The sequence below is a fragment of the Streptomyces microflavus genome, assembly GCF_014650075.1.
Taxonomy (GTDB): domain Bacteria; phylum Actinomycetota; class Actinomycetes; order Streptomycetales; family Streptomycetaceae; genus Streptomyces; species Streptomyces microflavus.
Window position 1 is genome coordinate 64,097 of sequence record NZ_BMUG01000019.1, and the last position, 17,679, is coordinate 81,775.

Consider the following 17,679-nt stretch of genomic DNA (forward strand, 5'->3'; position numbering starts at 1 on the left):
GTGGACTGATTTCGATGGCACAGTGGACTTCGACGGTGGGGGCGGCTCAGCTCGCCCGGCAGCTCCAGGCCCAGCAGCCCCGGCCCACCGGCCCGGCCGGCCGGAAGCCGCCCGCCTACCGCGCTCTCGCCGACGGGGTCCGGCTGCTCGTGCTGGAGGGCCGGGTCCCGGTCGCCGCCCGGCTGCCCGCCGAACGCGAACTGGCCCTCGCCCTCTCCGTCAGCCGCACCACCGTCGCCGCCGCCTACGAGGCGCTGCGGGCGGAGGGGTTCCTGGAGTCGCGGCGCGGCGCGGGCAGCTGGACCGCAGTCCCGGCCGGGAACCCGCTGCCCGCCCGGGGCCTCGAACCGCTGCCCCCGGAGTCGCTCGGCTCGATGATCGACCTGGGCTGCGCCTCCCTGCCCGCGCCCGAGCCCTGGCTGACCCGCGCCTTCCAGGGGGCCGTGGAGGAGCTGCCGCCGTACGCCCACACGCACGGCGACTACCCGGCCGGGCTGCCCGCCCTGCGGCAGACGATCGCCGACCGCTACACCGCGCAGGGCATCCCGACGATGCCCGAACAGATCATGGTCACCACCGGTGCGATGGGTGCCATCGACGCCATCTGCCACCTCTTCGCGGGCCGCGGCGAACGGATCGCGGTCGAGTCCCCCTCGTACGCCAACATCCTCCAGCTGATGCGTGAGACGGGCGCCCGCCTCCTCCCCGTCGCGATGGAGGAGGGGCTCGGCGGCTGGGACATGAACCGGTGGCGGCAGGTGCTGCGTGACTCGGCGCCCCGGCTCGCCTACGTGGTGGCCGACTTCCACAACCCGACCGGTGCGCTCGCCGACGAGCAGCAGCGGCGGGACCTGGTCGACGCCGCCCGCTCCGCCGGCACCGTACTGGTCGTCGACGAGACGATGAGCGAACTCCGGCTGGACGCCGACACCGTCATGCCGCGCCGGGTCTGCGCCTTCGACCCGGCCGGCAGCACGGTGCTGACCGTCGGCTCGGCCAGCAAGGCGTTCTGGGCCGGGATGCGGATCGGCTGGGTGCGGGCGGCCCCGGACGTCATCCGCTCCCTGGTGTCCGCCCGCGCCTACGCGGACATGGGCACCCCGGTCCTGGAACAGCTCGCCATCAACTGGCTGATGGGTACGGGCGGCTGGGAGCAGGCCGTCGAGATCCGGCGGGACCAGGCGCGGGAGAACCGCGACGAGCTGGTCGCGGCGGTGCGCAGGGAGCTGCCGGACTGGGAGTTCGCGGTGCCGCGCGGCGGGCTGACCCTCTGGGTGCGCACGGGCGGTCTCTCCGGCTCCCGGCTGGCGGTGGCGGGCGAGCGCGTCGGCGTACGGGTGCCCTCGGGCCCGCGGTTCGGGGTGGACGGGGCGTTCGAGGGCTATGTGCGGCTGCCCTTCACGGTGGGCGGCCCGGTGGCCGACGAGGCGGCGGTGCGGCTCGCGGCGGCGGTGGAGCTGGTGCGGTCCGGCGCGGGCGCGGGGGCCGACGCACCGCGCAGCTTCGTGGCCTGAGGGGCGCGGGGGTCCGGGGACGCCTGCGGGCGGGGAGCCGACCACCCGGTCCGCTCCCCGCCCGCACAACGTCACGGCGCTCCGGCTCACCCCTCGGCGACCGCCGCCTGCGCCCTGGCCGGCGGCTCGACCGGGCGGGACTCCGCGGCCATCGCCTCCACGGCGACGGGAACCTGCGCCGTGTCCGCGTCGTCACGGGCATCGGCAGCGGCATCCGTGGCGGTGTCGGCCGGTCCTTCGGGCACCGAGGCCGGTTGCGGGGAGGCGCCCGGCCGCTCCGGCAGCACATCGAGGACCGCCCGCCGGAGGGCATCGCTCGTGGCGTCGTCGTACGGGTCCGGGGTCGCCGGGACCTGGAGGCGCAGGACCGGTCCGGTGCCCAGGCGCGCGTACCCCCGGCCCGCCGGGACCTCCGGCGGCGGGGTGGTGTTCGGCTCGGCGCCCAGCACGGCGGTGATCTGCTCGCGGGACGCGGGGCCGAGGACGACGCGGGCCCGGGTGTGGGTCCGTACGGTCTCGGTGAGCGTCTCCAGGGCGTCGAACTGGTCGGCCAGGACGACGGTGACCCCGGCGGCCCGCCCGTGCCGCAGCGGCACCTGGAGCAGCTCCTGCGGGTCGGTCCTGCCGTCGGCCGCCGCGAGATGGCCGAGGACGGCGGGACGGTCCAGCAGGATCCAGAGGGGGCGCTTGACGTCCTCGGGAACGGGGTGCCCGCCCTGCCGCGCCCGGTTGGTGAAGATCAGCCGCCGCTCCGTCTCGTGCGCCGCCCACTCCAGGGTGGCCAGCGCCCCGCCCAGGCCGGACTCGACGGCGAGGACGCCGGTGCGCCCGGTGAGGGTGCCGTACTCGCCGGTCCCGCTGCCGTCGATGACGAGGACGTCGCCCTGCTGGAGGGCCTGGACGGCGATGGAGCGGATCAGGGTGGTGGTGCCGCTGCCGGGCTGTCCGACGGCGAGCAGATGGGGTTCGGTGGAGCGGTTGCCGGTCCGCCAGACGACGGGGGAGGCGTCCACGGTCGTGTCGCCGTCGCGGACCGGGACGGTGCGCCGGACCGCGTCGGGGTCGGTGAACCCGAGGACCGTCTCACCGGGGGCGGTGACGAAGCGCTGGGCGGCGATCGAGGTCGACAGGGGGGCCGGGACGGTCATGACCAGGCGGTTGGCCTCCTCGTCCCAGTCGAAGCGGTATTCGCGGCCGCGGCCCGACTTGGTGTGCAGCAGCTGCTCGATCCGGGACCGCGCGGCGGCCTCGCCGTCGGTGAAGTACGCCGGGTAGGAGACCTGGAGGCGGGTGAGCCGCCCGTCGCCGTCGAAGGTGTACCCGTCGAAGGCCTTCTCCCAGTCGCCGCCGTGGGCGAAGAGCGGGTCGGGGTCTTCGGACACCGAGAAGTACGGCACGAGCGCCTCGTACAGGGCGCGCAGGCGGGTGGATTCCGCCTCGTCCGGGCCGGTCTGCACGGGGGTCCGCTCCCGCCCCTTCCATGCGGCGGCGCCCATCACCGTGATCAGGGCCAGGATCGGCCCGTACGGGACGAGCGCCACTGCCAATACGCAGGCCGCGGCCAGGAACAGCTTGGGACCACGCCGTTCCTTCGGTGTCGCGGCCCACTTCTGCCGGCCGGACACGGCCAGCAGCCGCAGACCACGGAGGATCGTGATCAGCGGATGGAGCACATCGGTGGCACTGTCGGCGGCCGTGCGCGCGATCTCTCTGCTGCGAGTGATCGAAGCGCTGCCGCTGCTCAGAATGCGGGGGAGTGGTCGCCGGGCCACAGCTGTCTCCTGAAGGGGTGGGAGCGGTTGCGGAGCGTCAGAACTTGATCCCGCCCAGCAGACCGGCGAGGCTCGCCCCGCCTGCCGTGATGCTCGGCGCGATCGCGGTGCCGGCCAGGTAGAAGCCGAACAGCGCGCAGACGATGGCGTGGGACGCCTTGAGCCCGTCCTTCTTGAAGAACAGGAAGACGACGATGGCGAGCAGTACCACGCCCGAGATGGAAAGGATCATGAGCGGATCTCCTGGTTGAGGGGACAGTCACCATGAGTCCTTCCAGGATCACGCGAAGTATCTATACGATAAAAGGTGCAATTGAGTGAATAAGTAGCATTTTCACTTGACTGGCTGAGTGAAGCCGGTGCCCCGCGCGCGGTATTTCGGAGTCCGTGCCGGGCAGGAGTCACCCGCGGTGATCTTTTGCCGTATCCGGGTCCGGTCATGTGCGTCCCGGAGCAGTACCCTGTCGATTCACTCGTACGGCCCCGTGCCGTACACCCCCCGGTAACAGCGGCAGCGCCGGCTGCGGCAACGGTCAAGGAAGGCGGCCCGCGCGATGAGCGAAACTCCCGATCCCGAGGTGGTCGAGCTGGCGACCAAGGTCTTCGACCTGGCCCGCACCGGCGAGACCGAGGCGCTCGCCGCGTACGTCGACGCCGGCGTCCCCGCCAACCTCACCAACGACCGGGGCGACTCGCTGCTGATGCTCGCCGCCTACCACGGGCACGCCGAGGCGGTCACCGCCCTCGTCGCCCGCGGCGCCGACCCGGACCGGGCCAACGACCGCGGCCAGACCCCGCTGGCCGGAGCCGTCTTCAAGAGCGAGAACGGCGTCATCGACGCCCTCCTCGCCGCGGGCGCCGACCCCGCCGCAGGTACGCCGTCCGCGCGGGACACGGCCCGGATGTTCGGCAAGGCCGACCTGCTGGAACGCTTCGGTGCCCGCTGAGACGGCGGCGGACGCACCCGCGGGGGTGTCCGCCGAAGGCTCCGCTGACCGGTCCGTCGTAAATGTGGTCGCGGTGGCGAAATGGCTGGGTCATCATGACGTCGCGGGTCCGTTTCGGGCCACCGACGAGAGGCAGAGGAAGATGCTCTACACCAGGCGGAAGACGGCGGTCGGCCGATCATGTTGCTGCGCGGCGTAGGGGTGTCCCCCGGACACCCCCTCGTGCCCACGGGCACGGGGCACTGCACAGTCCCGGTTGCGTCGACAGCTTGATGTGAGGCTTTCTCCCATGTTCGATCCGTTCATAGCGCCGAGCGGCACCCTGCTCGGCCTGCTGCAGAGGGGCCGCGGCGACGGCACGCTCCACGCGCTCGCCGCACCGCGCCCCGAGGCCCTCGCGGCCCTCAACCACTGCGTCGTGAGCGACCCCCGTCACGACTGGCAGGTGGAGAACCGCTCCCTCTACTACGCCCGCCTGTACCTGGATCTCGACGGCGGCATCGAAGAGATCGAACGCCACCTCGGTGATCCCGACGACCTCACGGACACCGACGACTCCCGCACCGGCCTCGCGCTCTCCGTCCTCGGCCACCTCGCCTCCTACGGACGCGACGACGCCCTGGCGCTGCTCCGCCGCTACGCGGCCACCGGCTCCAACTGGGCCTGGGCCCTGGACGAGCTCGCCCTGCGCGACGACGACGCGGGCCTGCGCTCCCTCGCCCTGCCCGTCCTGGGTCGCTTTCCGGCCACCGAGGAAGGCACCGCCGAGCTCGCCGCCGCCGTACGGGACTCCTTCGAGCCACGCCCCTGGCGGCTCTGGGCCGACGACCCGCGCGCAGCGGTCGGCGCCCGGGTGCGAGCCGCCACCGAACAGGGCTCGTTCGACCGGTGGCAGCGCCAGATGCGCCCCGGCGGCCCCCGCCCCGGCTGGAGCGTCCAGGCCGTCTTCGACTGGGCCCAGCAGGCCCTGGAACGCGGCAGCGAACTGCACGTCCCCGCGGCCCGCTGCCTCTCCGCCGTCGCCGGACCCGACGACCGTCCCCAGATCGTCGAGGCCGCCCGCGACGGCTCCGAAGGCGCCCGCTGCGCCGCCCTGCACTACCTCGCCGAGGCGGCCGACCCCGCCGTCCTCGACCTCATCGAGTCCGCCGCCCTCAGTCCCTCACGCACGGTCGCCGACGCGGCCGTCGCCGCCTTCGAGCGGATGTGCGGCGACGACGCCGTGGAACGCGCCCGGCGCTGGGCCCGGCGGCCCGACGCCCTCGGCGCCTCCGCCGCCGGAATCCTCGCCTGCCGCGGCGCCTCCCAGGACGCTCCCCAAGTCCTCGGCGCGCTGCGGGAGGCCGTACGCGGCGACGGACCCGACGCCCCCCGGCTGTGGACCCTCGTGGACGGCACCGGCCGCCTGGGCATCGCCTGCGCCGCCCCCGTACTGCGCCACATCTACCGCGAGACGTCCTCCTCGCACCTGCGAGGCCGGGCCGCCCGCGCCCTCGCCGCCACCGACCCCACCTTCGCGACCGGCTTCGCGGTGGAGTGCCTCTGGGACTGCGAGGAGACCACCCGTGAGGTGGCCGCCCTGCACGCCGAGACCGGAGACATCCGCGTCGCCGAACGGCTGCGCCGCCTCGCCGCCGACCCGGCCGAGGAGGCCGAGGTGCAGACGGCGGTACGGAGCCGGATCGGACCGGACGCACCGGCCCTCTGACCGCGTGATGGTGCGTGGGAGGGGGATTGTCAGACCCCCCTCCTACGCTTCTCACCATGGACATCAACGAGTGGTGGGGGCTCGTCGGACGGGCTCGTGAGGCGGCCGGGGACCGGGCGGACGACCGGGACCTGCCCGACGACCCGCTGCCGGGCGCACTGACCGATGTGCTCGCCGCCCTGGAGCCCGCGGAGATCATCGACTTCGCCGTGACGGCGTACGAGGTGACCGCGTCGGCCTACCGGTGGCCCCTGTGGAACGCGGCCTACCTCATCGAGGGCGGCTGCGGTGACGACGGATTCATGGACTTCCGCGACGGGCTCGTCCTGCTCGGACGGGAGGCCTTCACCCGGGCAGTGGCCGGTCCCGACTCGCTGGCCGGGCTGCCCGTGGTGGTCCGGATGAGCCGCGGGGAGAGCGGCTGGATCGGCTACGAGTCGCTGGACGGGCCGGTGAAGGAGGCGTACGTGCGTGCCGGGGGCGCGGCCGACGGCTTCCACGCGGCCGTGGAGGCGGCCGACCGGGGCCGGATACGGGCGGGGGAGCCGGGCGGCGAGAACTGGGACCCGGAGGACGCCGACGCCACGCGCCTCCACCTGCCCCGGCTGGCGGCACTCTTCCAGGCCTAGGGGGTGTCTTCCCTCCCTGCGAGTTCGCGCCCGCCGGAACAGAATGGCGCCATGACCGGACGCTGGGAGTTCTGGATCGACCGGGGCGGCACCTTCACCGACGTGGTGGGCCGCCGCCCCGACGGCCGACTGGTCACCCGCAAGCTCCTCTCGCACGACCCCGGCCGCTACGACGACGCGGCCGTGGCCGGAGTCCGGCTGCTCCTCGGCCTCGGCCCCGGCGAGCCCGTGCCCGCCGACCGGGTCGCCGCCGTCCGGATGGGCACCACCGTCGCCACCAACGCCCTGCTGGAGCGCCGGGGCGAACCGACCGTCCTGCTCATCACCGAAGGGTTCCGGGACGCGCTGCGGATCGCCTACCAGAACCGCCCCCGCCTCTTCGACCGGCACATCGTCCTGCCGGAGGCCGTCCACGAGCGGGTGATCGAGGTCCCCGAACGTACCGACGCCGAAGGGCACACCGTACGAGCCCTCGAACTCGACTCCGTACGCGAGCAGTTGCGTGCCGCCCACGCCGACGGGCTGCGCAGCGCGGCCGTCGTCCTGATGCACGGCTACCGCCACCCCGCCCACGAACGGGCCGTCGCCGAGGCGGCCCGCGAGGCGGGGTTCACCCAGGTGAGCACCTCCCACGAGGTCAGCCCCCTCATCAGGCTCGTCCCCCGCGGCGACACCACCGTCGTCGACGCCTACCTCTCGCCCGTGCTGCGCCGGTACGTCGACGAGGTCGCCGCCCGGCTCGAAGGCATCCGGCTCCTGTTCATGCAGTCCAACGGCGGACTGCGCGAAGCCGCCCGGTTCCGCGGCAAGGACGCCGTCCTCTCCGGCCCGGCCGGGGGCGTCGTCGGTATGGTCCGTACGTCGCAGCAGGCCGGACACGACCGGGTCATCGGCTTCGACATGGGAGGCACCTCCACCGACGTGTCCCACTACGCCGGTGAGTTCGAACGGGAACTCGGCACCCAGGTCGCCGGGGTGCGGATGCGCGCCCCGATGATGAGCATCCACACCGTCGCGGCGGGCGGCGGATCCCTGCTCCACTTCGACGGCCGCCGCTACCGCGTGGGCCCCGACTCCGCAGGCGCCGAACCTGGCCCCGCCTGCTACCGCCGCGGCGGCCCCCTCACCGTCACCGACGCCAACGTCATGCTCGGCCGCATCCAGCCCGCCCACTTCCCCGCCGTCTTCGGACCGGACGGGGACCTGCCGCTCGACGCCGACGTCGTACGCGAACGGTTCACGGACCTCGCCGACCAGATGGGACGCGCCACCGGGCACCGGCCCGCCGAGGCCGAAGTGGCGGCGGGCTTCCTGGAGATCGCCGTGCTCAACATGGCCAACGCCGTCAAGAAGATCTCCGTGCAGCGCGGCCACGACATCACCCGCTACGCCCTCACCGGCTTCGGCGGCGCCGGCGGCCAGCACGTCTGTGCCGTCGCCGACGCGCTGTCCATCGACACCGTCCTCGTACCGCCGCTCGCCGGGGTGCTCTCCGCCTACGGCATCGGCCTGGCCGACGCCACCGCGATGCGGGAACAGTCCGTGGAGGCGGAGCTCGACGAGACCGTACGGCAGCGGGCCGAGCAGCTCTGCGCGGAGCTGGCCGACCGCACCCGGGACGACCTGCGCGCCGACGGAGTGCCCGACTCCGCGATCAGTACGCGCGCCCGGGTCCTGCTGCGGTACGCGGGCACCGACGCGGCGCTCGCCGTGGCACCGGCCTCCGTGGCCGCGATGAGCGAGGAGTTCACCGCCGCCCACCGCACCCGGTTCGGCTTCACGATGGAGAAGCCGATCGTGGTCGAGACGGTCTCGGTGGAGGCCACGGGGACGAGTGGCGAACAGGCTTCCCACCCCCGCGAGCCCGCACCCCGCGAGGGCCCCCTCCAGCCGCGCGACACCGTGCTGATGTACGCCGAGGGCCGGGAACAGCAGGCGCCCTTGTATCGCCGTGAGGACCTCCACCCCACCGACACCGTCACCGGGCCCGCCGTCGTCGCGGAGGACGACGCCACCACCGTCGTCGACCCCGGGTGGCAGGCGGCGGGCAGCGCCACCGGGCACCTGGTGCTCACCCGGGCCCGCCCCCGGCCGGACCGGACGGCCGTCGGCACCCGCGTGGACCCGGTGATGCTGGAGGTCTTCAACAGCCTCTTCATGTCGATCGCCGAGCAGATGGGGGTCCGCCTGGAGAACACCGCCCACTCCGTCAACATCAAGGAGCGCCTCGACTTCTCCTGCGCCCTCTTCGACGCCCGGGGCAACCTGATCGCCAACGCCCCGCACATCCCGGTGCACCTCGGCTCCATGGGCGAGTCCATCAAGGAGGTGCTCCGGCGCAACGAGGGCACCCTGCGCCCCGGTGACGTGTACGCGATCAACGACCCGTACCACGGCGGCACCCACCTCCCCGATGTCACCGTCGTCACGCCCGTGTTCCACGAAGGGGAGCTTCAGTTCCTCGTCGCCTCGCGCGGCCACCACGCCGAGATCGGCGGCACCACCCCCGGCTCCATGCCCGCCTTCAGCCGGACGATCCACGAGGAGGGGGTGCTCTTCGACAACTGGCTCCTGGTCCGCGACGGCCGCCTCCGCGAGCCCGAGACCCGCGAACTGCTCACCTCCGCCCCGTACCCCTCCCGCTCCCCGGACACCAACCTCGCCGACCTCCGCGCCCAGATCGCCGCCAACGAGAAAGGCATCGCGGAACTCCGCCGCATGGTCGAGCAGTTCGGGGCCGACGTCGTGAAGGCCTATATGGGGCACGTCCAGGACAACGCCGAGGAGTCCGTACGCCGGATCGTCGCCCGCCTCCACGACGGCGGCTTCCGTTACGAGACCGACGGCGGGGCCGTGATCCAGGTGACGCTCACCGTGGACCGGGACGCCCGCAGCGCCGTCCTCGACTTCACCGGCACCTCGCCGCAGCAGCCCGGCAACTTCAACGCCCCCCGCTCCGTGGTGACGGCCGCGGTCCTCTACGTCTTCCGCACGCTCGTAGGGGAGGACATCCCGCTCAACAGCGGCTGTCTGAAGCCGCTGGACGTGCGGATTCCGCCCGGTTCGATGCTCGACCCCACCTACCCGGCGGCAACCGTCGCGGGCAATGTGGAGACCTCCCAGGCCGTCACCGGGGCCCTGTACGGGGCGCTCGGCGGCCAGGCCGAGGGGTCCGGCACCATGAACAACCTGACCTTCGGCAACGACCGCGTCCAGTACTACGAGACGGTCGCAAGCGGCTCCGGGGCGGGCGACGGCTTCGACGGCACCGACGCCGTACAGACCCATATGACCAACTCCCGGCTCACCGACCCGGAGATCCTGGAGTGGCGGCTGCCCGTACTCCTGGAGAGCTTCGCGGTCCGGGAAGGCAGCGGGGGCGCGGGGCGGTGGCACGGCGGCGGGGGCGTGGAGCGCCGGATCCGCTTCCTGGAACCGGTCACCGTGGCGCTGCTCTCCGGGCACCGCCGGGTCCCGCCGTACGGGGCGGAGGGCGGGGAGCCGGGGGCGCTCGGGGAGCAGCACATCGAGCGGGCGGGAGGCGGCGTCGACCGGCTGGAGGGGTGCGACACCGCCGAACTGGAGGCCGGTGACGTGCTGGTGGTCCGGACGCCGGGCGGCGGCGGGTACGGGCCCGCGGGGGCGTGACCGGGGGCGCGTGGGGCCGCCCGGAAGCCGTGGCGCGGCCGTCCGGCACCGGTCGCATAAACGCCGTTTCGACCGTTGTCGGTGCGAGGACCTAATCTGTTCCTCGTGACTTCGCCTGCCGACACGGAAAACGCTGCGCCGCAGCTCAGCGCGGGGCCGAGGCCTGCCCCGGGCCCCGCAGCCGACGAGGGGCTCTCGCGTCGGCTGCGCGCGCTCGCGTGCACGGCGCCGCTGCACGACCTGGACGTGCGCAAGGCCAATCTGGCCGGCGAGTACACGGTCTACGCCATGGCGGAGGTCGCCCTCGCGGCGATCGACCACGTCACGCTCAACATGGACTTCGACACCGGTGCCGACCACGACCAGATAGTGGCCAGGCTGCTGCCCCGCGTCGGCGCCCAGGCCCCGGACCGCCCCGTCGCCGAGCACGAACGGGTCGCGCGCTGGGTCCTGGAGAACCTGATCAACGTCGGCAGCGTCGACCGCGGCTTCCGCGCGGTCTACGGCACCTTCGGACCCGACGGGGTCTACGTCCGCCGGGACTACGACTTCAAGCTGATCGAGGAGGTTCCCGGCTACGGCGGCACGGTCTACCTCCGCGCCACCGACGAAGCCGTCAACGTCCTCGTCGGCGCCCTGGACACCGATGTCACCAGCGCCCAGATCGCCGCCGAGGTCAAGCTGGAGGTCCTGATCAGCCGGGGCCGCCTCGCCGACGCCCAGCTCGCCGCCGAACAGGCCCGCTACCGCACCGTGCAGTACGCCGAGACGCTGCGCCGCACCCTGGAAGCCACCCGGCGCAACGTCCGCGCGGTCGACTGGCTCACCACCGTCCCGGACATGATCGCCGAAGCCCTGGACCACGTGGCCGACCGCTACCGCCACGAGAACGCGATCCTCACCAACATCCGCAAGGCGCGCGACGAGGCCGAGGACCCCGAGCACAAGCGCCGGGCCGCCGAGCTCGTCGACATCGTCAAGGACTGCATCCGCCGCCACACCCAGCTCCAGTCCAGGCTGCTGGAGGCCGGACCGCTCTTCCGCGCCGAGCAGGACCGGCAGGCGTTCGCCACCCCCGCCGCCCACGCGGGCCTCGATCTGTACGGGCAGCTCCTCGCCCCGCTCCTCCCGCTCGCCGTCGAACAGTCCCTCCGGGCCACCGACGCGTTCTTCGCCCACGGCACCGGACTGCGCACCCCCACCTCCGTCCGCGTCGGCGACCTCGTCGACCTGCTCCTCACCCCGCCGCTGGAGCGGGAGCACCTCGGCATGGAGATGCCCGAGCCCGACCTGATCGCGACGCCGGACGACAGCCGGTTCAGCGACGCCCAGCTCTCCAGTGCCATGGCCCTTCTCGACCTGGAGCACGACGCCCCGCGCAGGCTCTCCGGGCTGCTCGCCGAGGCCCGCCGCAGCGACCCCGAGCTGCCGTACCTGGTCGCCCTGCTCGCCGTCCACGCGGCCAGCCCGCCCGTCGGCACCGCCTACCGTCAGGGCGAGCGCCGCCTGCTGTTCGCGGTGGACGACGGCACGGAGCTGGACGACCCGGAGTTCGGCGGTGCTGATCTGATCGTGGGCATGGCCCTTCTGGACGCCGCCGGAATGGCCGCGGACCGCAAGGAGGCCTCATGACCGGCCCCGTACGTTCTGTGCACCCCCACCCTTTCCGTACCGAGGAGTCCCAGCCGTGAGCGACCACGACGCCGAGCACCCCGACGCGTGGACCGAGCCCTCCGCGTACGCCGGTTCCTCCACCGCGTACGCCGGTGACTCCGCGCCCCCGCAGGGAGCCGGGCCCACCGGCCCGCCGACCGTCACCCCGGCCGACGCCGCCGACGCGGCCCGGCTGGTCTCCTTCGGGCTCCAGCCCAAGCTGCTGCCCGCCCGCGACGCCGAATACGCCGACCTGCTGCGCCGCTACCGGGAGGAGAGCGCCTTCGCCCGGCTCGCCGACGCCGTCGCCACCGGGCTCGGCCTCATCGTCCTGGAGGTCTCCCCGCGCGCCGGAATGGCCGTCACCGCGGGCGAGGACTCCGTCTTCGCCGTCCGCATGGGCGACTACGCCCGCCGCGCCTCCTCCGACGCCGCCGACCGCTTCCTCCACGGCCTGGCCCACCTCGCCGTCGCCGCCCTCGCCTTCCCCCGCCCCGAGGACCTCGCCGACGACGCGTACATCGGCCGCATCACGGTCAACGGCGTCGACGCCTTCGTACGCCAGGCCTGCCGGCGTCTTGAGGAGCGCGCCGAGGAGCAGGGCGACAACACCGACCCCGCCAGCGACACCCCCGGCCTCGAATCCGGCTGGCGGATCTACGCCCGCCGCAGCTCCACCGGCGCCACCAAGGACGCCCGGCGCCTCGCCGGATCCACCACCGGCATCATCGGCAAGGCCGTGGCCTTCCTCACCGACTCCGGCTTCCTCCAGCGCACCGGCGACGACGCGGGCGGCGCCTACCGCACCACCGCCCGCTACCAGCTCCAGGTCCGCGACATGGCGGGCAGCGCCGCCATGGCCGAGCTGCTGGAGCTGGGCGTCGTCCCCGTCACCGACGGCTCCGCCACCCTGCTGCCGCCGTCCGACCCCGACGACCTGGAGCTGGCCGCCGACGCGGGCCTGCCCTTCCACTCCTGACGCGCCCGCCCGCTCCGCCCGCCACCTGCCGCTCCGCACCCGCTCACCGAACGACGAGAGTCCGCCGCCATGTACGAGTTGTCCCGGGTCCGCCTCTACTCCATCGGGCCTGCCGGTGCGCGCTACGCCGACACCGTCCTCGACCTGCGCGGCGTCGGTGAACCCGTCCCCAGCCCCGCCCCCGCCCAGGCGGAGTTCTTCGAGGACGAGCCGATCGGACCACCGCGCCGGCCCGCCCCCGCGGGCGTGCTCTTCCTGGAGAACGGCGGCGGCAAGTCCGTCCTGCTCAAGCTGATCTTCTCGGTGATGCTCCCCGGCCACCGCAACACACTCGGCGGCGCCAGCTCCGGCGTACTGCGCAAGTTCCTGCTCGCCGACGACTGCGGCCATGTCGCCCTGGAGTGGCAGCACACCCTCACCGGCGAATGCGTCGTCGTGGGCAAGGTCAGCGAGTGGCGGGGACGGCAGGTCTCCAACGACCCGCGCAAGTTCGCGGAGGCCTGGTACTCCTTCCGCCCCGGTCCCGGGCTCAGCCTGGACAGCCTGCCCGTCGCGGAGGCCACCGCCGTCGGCCGCCCCGCCGAAGGGGTCTCCGGCGCCCGGGGCAGGCGCCGCACCATGAAGGGGTTCCGCGACGCCCTGGTCGACGCGGGCAAGTTCTACCAGCACCTCGACGTGCACTGGGAAGAGATCCACGACCGCTGGAACGAACACCTCGGCGACCTCGGACTCGACCCCGAACTCTTCCGCTACCAGCGCGAGATGAACGCCGACGAGGGTGAGGCCGCCGGACTCTTCGCGGTCAAGAAGGACTCCGACTTCACCGACCTGCTGCTGCGCGCCGTCACCGACACCCGCGACACCGACGGCCTCGCCGACCTGGTCAGCGGCTTCGGCAACAAGCTGGGCCGCCGCGCCGAGCTCACCGCCGAACGCGACTTCACCGCGGGCTCCGTAGACCTGCTCAACCGGATCGTCGAAGCCACCGGGGCCCGCGCCCGCAGCCGCGACATCCACACCGCGGCCGAACGCCGCACCCGCACCCTGGCCCGCCGCCTCTCCGCCCGCGCCGCCGAGGAGCGCGGCCGCACCGCCGAGCTGGCCGAGCGCGTCACCGCCGCCGCCCACACCGTCACCGAGGCCGAGTCCGCCCGCGGCCGCCGCTCCCTGATCGCCGCCGAACTCGCCTACCGGCACGCCTCGCTGGCCCTGGCCGGAGCGGAGAAGAGGGCCGCCGCCGGGCGCAAGGAGCTGGCCGAGGCCCGCACCCTGCACGCCGCCTGGCAGGCCGCCGAGGCCGTCCTGCGCCATCGTGCCGCCGCCGACCGCTCCGCCAGGGTCGCCGTCGCCATCCGCGAGGCCGAGCGCGACGCCGCCCCCGCCCTCGCCGCCCGCGCCACCGCCGCCGCCGACCTCGTACGGGCGCTCCACACCGCCGCCGAGGACGGTGAGCGCGTCGCCAACGAGGAGGAGGAGCGCTCCGACACCCTCCAGGCCACCGGCGAGCGCGCCCACCGCGACGCCACCGTCGCCGCCACCGAGGCCCAGCGCGCCCGCAGCGAGGCCGGCCACCTGCGCCAGCGCCTCGCCGAGGTCGAGCAGGAGACCAGCGAGGCCGTCCAGGCCGGCTGGCTGGACAACACCGCGCCCGACGCCGACCCGGCCCGCGCCGCCCTGGCCGCCAGCGACGCCGAGCAGTCCGCCGTCGCCGCCTGGGACGCCGCCCGCGAGGCCGCCCGCACCGCCGCCGACCACGCCCGCGAGGCGGCGGCCACCGAGAGCCGTGCCGAGCTGGCGGCCGCCCGCGCCGCCGACGGAGCCAAGGCGGCGGAGCAGAGCTACGAGGACGAGCTCAGGGCCGCCGAGTCCATCGCCGCCGACCCCCGCCTCGCCGAACTGCTCGGCCTGCCCTCCGGCACCGGCGTCCCGCACCCCCGCCGGGGAGCGGGCGAGGAGACGCCGGGCGGGGCACAGCGCGAAGCCGCACGCACCGGCCACCAGAGCGACGGCACCGCCCCCGAGGCCGCCCCGGAGGGCGCGGTCGCCCTCGCCGACCAGCCCACACCGTCCCACCACCAGCCCCTGAGCGCCCAGGAGTTCGACCGCAGCGCCGACGAGCTGCGTGAACTCCTCGACCAGTCCGTCACCGCAGCCGAACGCCGCCTCTTCGACCTGCGCACCGCCGCCGCCGACGACGCCCGCATCCTCGGCGCCCTCGGTGAGGGCGGACTGCTGCCCCCCGGCCCCGACGTCCTCGCCACCGTCGAGTATCTGGGCGAGCACGGCATCCCCGCCCTGCCCGGCTGGCGCTATCTCGCCCAGGCCGTCGACCCGGCCGACCATGCCGCCGTGCTCGCCGCCCGCCCGGAGCTGGTCGACGGTGTCGTGATCACCGACCCCGACGCCCACACCCGAGCCCGCGAAGTCCTCGGCAGCGCCGCCCTGCTGCCCCGCTCGGCCGTCGCCGTCGGCACCGCGGCCGCCCTCCTCGCCCCCGTCCCGGACCCCGGCACCGGCTCCGACGCCCAGCACGACGGTGTCTTCCTCGTCCCGCCGAACCCGGCCATGCACGACGAACACGCCGCCGACGAGGAGCGCCACGCGCTGCGCTCCCGCGCCGCTGCCCGCGACGAGGACATCAGGACGCTCGCCGCCCGCCTCTCCGGGGACCGCGCACTCGCCGCCCGCATCGGCTCCTGGCGCGCCGACTGCCCGCCCGGCATGCTCGCCGAACTGGCCGAGGCCGCCGCCACCGCCCGTACGGCGGCCGAGAGCGCCGAAGCCGTCCTCACCGAGGCCCGCACCGCCCGCGCCGAGGCCGACGAGGCCGCCGCCGACACCGCCCGGGTCCGCGACGAGCGCCAGGAGGCCACCCAGCGCGCCCGCCGGGTCGCCGACGCGCTGGCCGGGCTCGCCCACCGGCTGCGCGAGCGGGCCCGCTGGCAGGTCCGGCTCCGCGAACTGGTCGACGAGGCCGCCGAGTCCGAGGCCCGCGCCGCCGTCTGCCTCGACCTGGCCCGCTCCGCCGACGAGGACCGCAGGGCCGCCCAGCGCGCCGGGGACGACGCCCGGCGCACCGCCCGCGCCCTGCGAGCCGAGCGCGCGGAGATCGCCGGCGCCCCGGAGATCCTCCCGGAGCCCGACGAGACCAAGCCCCGCACCGCGCTGCCCACACTGCGCGAGGCGTACCGGGCAGCCTCCCAGCTGTACGAGAAGGTCGGCGTCGGCGCCGACCTGCGCGCCGAACAGGCCCGCGCCGAGAGCGACGAGAGCGCCGCCCTCGCCGAGCTGGACCGCCTCACCAACAAGGTCCGCACCCGCGCCGCCCAGCTCCTGGAGGGCACCGACGGAGCCGACGGACCCTCCCGCCAGGCGGCGGCCGCCCGCGCCGAATCCCACGTACAGCTGCTGGAAACGCGGGCCTCCACCGCCAGCGAGCAGCTGGGCCGGTTCCGCGGCGAGGCCGAGCGGCTCGCACCCGACGACGAGCGCCCGCACCACACCGAGCTGCCCGACGAGCTGGTCCCGGCCGACGCCGAACAGGCCCAGACCCTCCTGCGTACGGCCACCGCCGAACTCGCCTCCGCCACCGCCGCCCTGGACACCGCCCGCGCCGCCCACAGCGAACTGCTCCACGCCCACCGCACCGCCGAGGACTCCGCGGGCGGCTTCGACGAGACCGCCGCCCTCCTGCGCGACCTGCTCCGCGACCACGGCACGGAGGACGGCACCGAAGCCCCCGACCCGTACCCCGGCACCCTGGAGGAGGCCCGGCAGTCCGCCACCGAGGCCCGCCGTTCCCTGCGCGGCTGCACCACCGACCTCTCGGCCGCCGAGAGCGCGGTCCGGGAGGCGAGCGACATCCTTGTCCGGCACGCCAACTCCACCCGCTACGAGCAGGTCCGCACCCCGGCCCGCCAGCAGATCCGCGAACTGCCCGCCTCGGCGCTGCCCGAGCACGCCCAGAAGTGGGCCGACGCCTTCGCCCCCCGGCTGCGGGTCCTGACCGACGAACTGATCCAGCTGGAGCGCAACCGCGACTCCATCGTCGACCGGCTGCGCGGCCTGGTCGAGTCCGCCCTCGCCACACTGCGCTCCGCCCAGCGGCTCTCCCAACTCCCCGAGGGGCTGGGGGAGTGGTCGGGGCAGGAGTTCGTCCGGATCCGCTTCGAGGAGCCCGACCAGGCCACCCTCACCGAACGCCTCGGCGAGGTCATCGACGAGGCGACGCGCGCCGCCCTCAAGAAGAACTCCGACCTGCGCCGGGACGGTGTGTCGCTGCTCCTGCGGGGCGTCGAGGCGGCCCTGCAGCCCAAGGGCATCTCCGTGGAGATCCTCAAGCCGGACGCGGTGCTCCGCGCCGAGCGGGTCCCGGTCGGCCAGATGGGCGACGTCTTCTCCGGCGGCCAGCTGCTCACCGCCGCCATCGCCCTCTACTGCACGATGGCGGCGCTGCGCAGCAACGACCGGGGCCGCGACCGCCACCGGCACGCGGGCACCCTGTTCCTCGACAACCCGATCGGCCGCGCCAACGCCACGTATCTGCTGGAGCTCCAGCGCGCGGTCTCCGACGCCCTGGGTGTGCAGCTGCTCTACACGACCGGTCTCTTCGACACGACCGCGCTGGCCGAATTCCCCCTGGTCATCCGGTTGCGCAACGACGCCGATCTGAGGGCGGGGCTGAAGTACATCAGCGTGGAGGAGCACCTGCGCCCCGGCCTGCCCCAGCAGGACCCGGACGGTGAGACGGTCCACGGTGAGATCACGGCGACCCGCATGTTCAAGCGCAGCACACAGCAGGCCGCCAAGCAGGAGCCGGAGGCCTGACC

General features: G+C 74.2%; 10 protein-coding genes. 8 read left to right on the forward strand and 2 right to left on the reverse strand.

The window, feature by feature from the left end; genetic code table 11:
• Positions 1-14: 14 nt before the first annotated feature.
• On the forward strand, positions 15-1,514 hold the full coding sequence (locus tag IE264_RS36335; RefSeq protein WP_015607298.1) for an SCO1417 family PLP biosynthesis transcription factor: 1,500 nt from the start codon (positions 15-17) through the stop codon (positions 1,512-1,514).
• 86 nt (positions 1,515-1,600) lie between these two features.
• Here the strand turns inward: IE264_RS36335 and IE264_RS36340 are convergent, their stop codons facing one another.
• Positions 1,601-3,286: a membrane protein gene (locus IE264_RS36340; RefSeq protein ID WP_032760545.1), complete on the reverse strand. Its 1,686-nt coding sequence runs from the start codon at positions 3,284-3,286 to the stop codon at positions 1,601-1,603.
• Between the two features lie 37 nt (positions 3,287-3,323).
• Positions 3,324-3,518, reverse strand: a complete 195-nt coding sequence (locus tag IE264_RS36345; RefSeq protein ID WP_003970432.1) for a hypothetical protein — start codon at positions 3,516-3,518, stop codon at positions 3,324-3,326.
• 322 nt (positions 3,519-3,840) lie between these two features.
• On the opposite strand from IE264_RS36345, the gene IE264_RS36350 reads away from it, so the two are divergent.
• The 7 genes from IE264_RS36350 to IE264_RS36380 all read left to right on the forward strand — a co-directional run bounded on the left by IE264_RS36350 (position 3,841) and on the right by IE264_RS36380 (position 17,677).
• Positions 3,841-4,233: an ankyrin repeat domain-containing protein gene (locus tag IE264_RS36350; protein ID WP_032760547.1), complete on the forward strand. Its 393-nt coding sequence runs from the start codon at positions 3,841-3,843 to the stop codon at positions 4,231-4,233.
• Between the two features lie 289 nt (positions 4,234-4,522).
• Positions 4,523-5,941, forward strand: coding sequence for a HEAT repeat domain-containing protein (locus IE264_RS36355; protein ID WP_032760549.1), 1,419 nt, complete (start codon positions 4,523-4,525; stop codon positions 5,939-5,941).
• 56 nt (positions 5,942-5,997) lie between these two features.
• Entirely contained in the window at positions 5,998-6,570 is a 573-nt protein-coding gene (locus tag IE264_RS36360) for a DUF4240 domain-containing protein (protein ID WP_032760553.1), read from the forward strand.
• A 51-nt stretch (positions 6,571-6,621) separates the two neighbouring features.
• Positions 6,622-10,218, forward strand: a complete 3,597-nt coding sequence (locus tag IE264_RS36365; RefSeq protein WP_190167882.1) for a hydantoinase B/oxoprolinase family protein — start codon at positions 6,622-6,624, stop codon at positions 10,216-10,218.
• A 105-nt stretch (positions 10,219-10,323) separates the two neighbouring features.
• Entirely contained in the window at positions 10,324-11,850 is a 1,527-nt protein-coding gene (locus IE264_RS36370; protein WP_032760557.1) for a hypothetical protein, read from the forward strand.
• Positions 11,851-11,905: 55 nt separating this feature from the next.
• Complete coding sequence (locus IE264_RS36375; RefSeq protein WP_032760559.1) at positions 11,906-12,850, forward strand: membrane protein; 945 nt, start codon at positions 11,906-11,908, stop codon at positions 12,848-12,850.
• Between the two features lie 69 nt (positions 12,851-12,919).
• Positions 12,920-17,677 carry a hypothetical protein gene (locus IE264_RS36380; RefSeq protein WP_032760561.1) on the forward strand — a complete coding sequence of 1,586 codons (4,758 nt, stop codon included), beginning with the start codon at positions 12,920-12,922 and terminating at the stop codon, positions 17,675-17,677.
• Positions 17,678-17,679: the final 2 nt, after the last annotated feature.

Bases quoted from the DNA above. Each gene is read 5' to 3' on its own strand.
- IE264_RS36350 (WP_032760547.1), top strand. From the start codon at position 3,841: ATGAGCGAAACTCCCGATCCCGAGGTGGTCGAGCTGGCGACCAAGGTC.
- IE264_RS36380 (WP_032760561.1), top strand. From the start codon at position 12,920: ATGTACGAGTTGTCCCGGGTCCGCCTCTACTCCATCGGGCCTGCCGGT.
- IE264_RS36355 (WP_032760549.1), top strand. From the start codon at position 4,523: ATGTTCGATCCGTTCATAGCGCCGAGCGGCACCCTGCTCGGCCTGCTG.
- IE264_RS36365 (WP_190167882.1), top strand. From the start codon at position 6,622: ATGACCGGACGCTGGGAGTTCTGGATCGACCGGGGCGGCACCTTCACC.
- IE264_RS36335 (WP_015607298.1), top strand. From the start codon at position 15: ATGGCACAGTGGACTTCGACGGTGGGGGCGGCTCAGCTCGCCCGGCAG.
- IE264_RS36360 (WP_032760553.1), top strand. From the start codon at position 5,998: ATGGACATCAACGAGTGGTGGGGGCTCGTCGGACGGGCTCGTGAGGCG.
- IE264_RS36345 (WP_003970432.1), bottom strand. From the start codon at position 3,518: ATGATCCTTTCCATCTCGGGCGTGGTACTGCTCGCCATCGTCGTCTTC.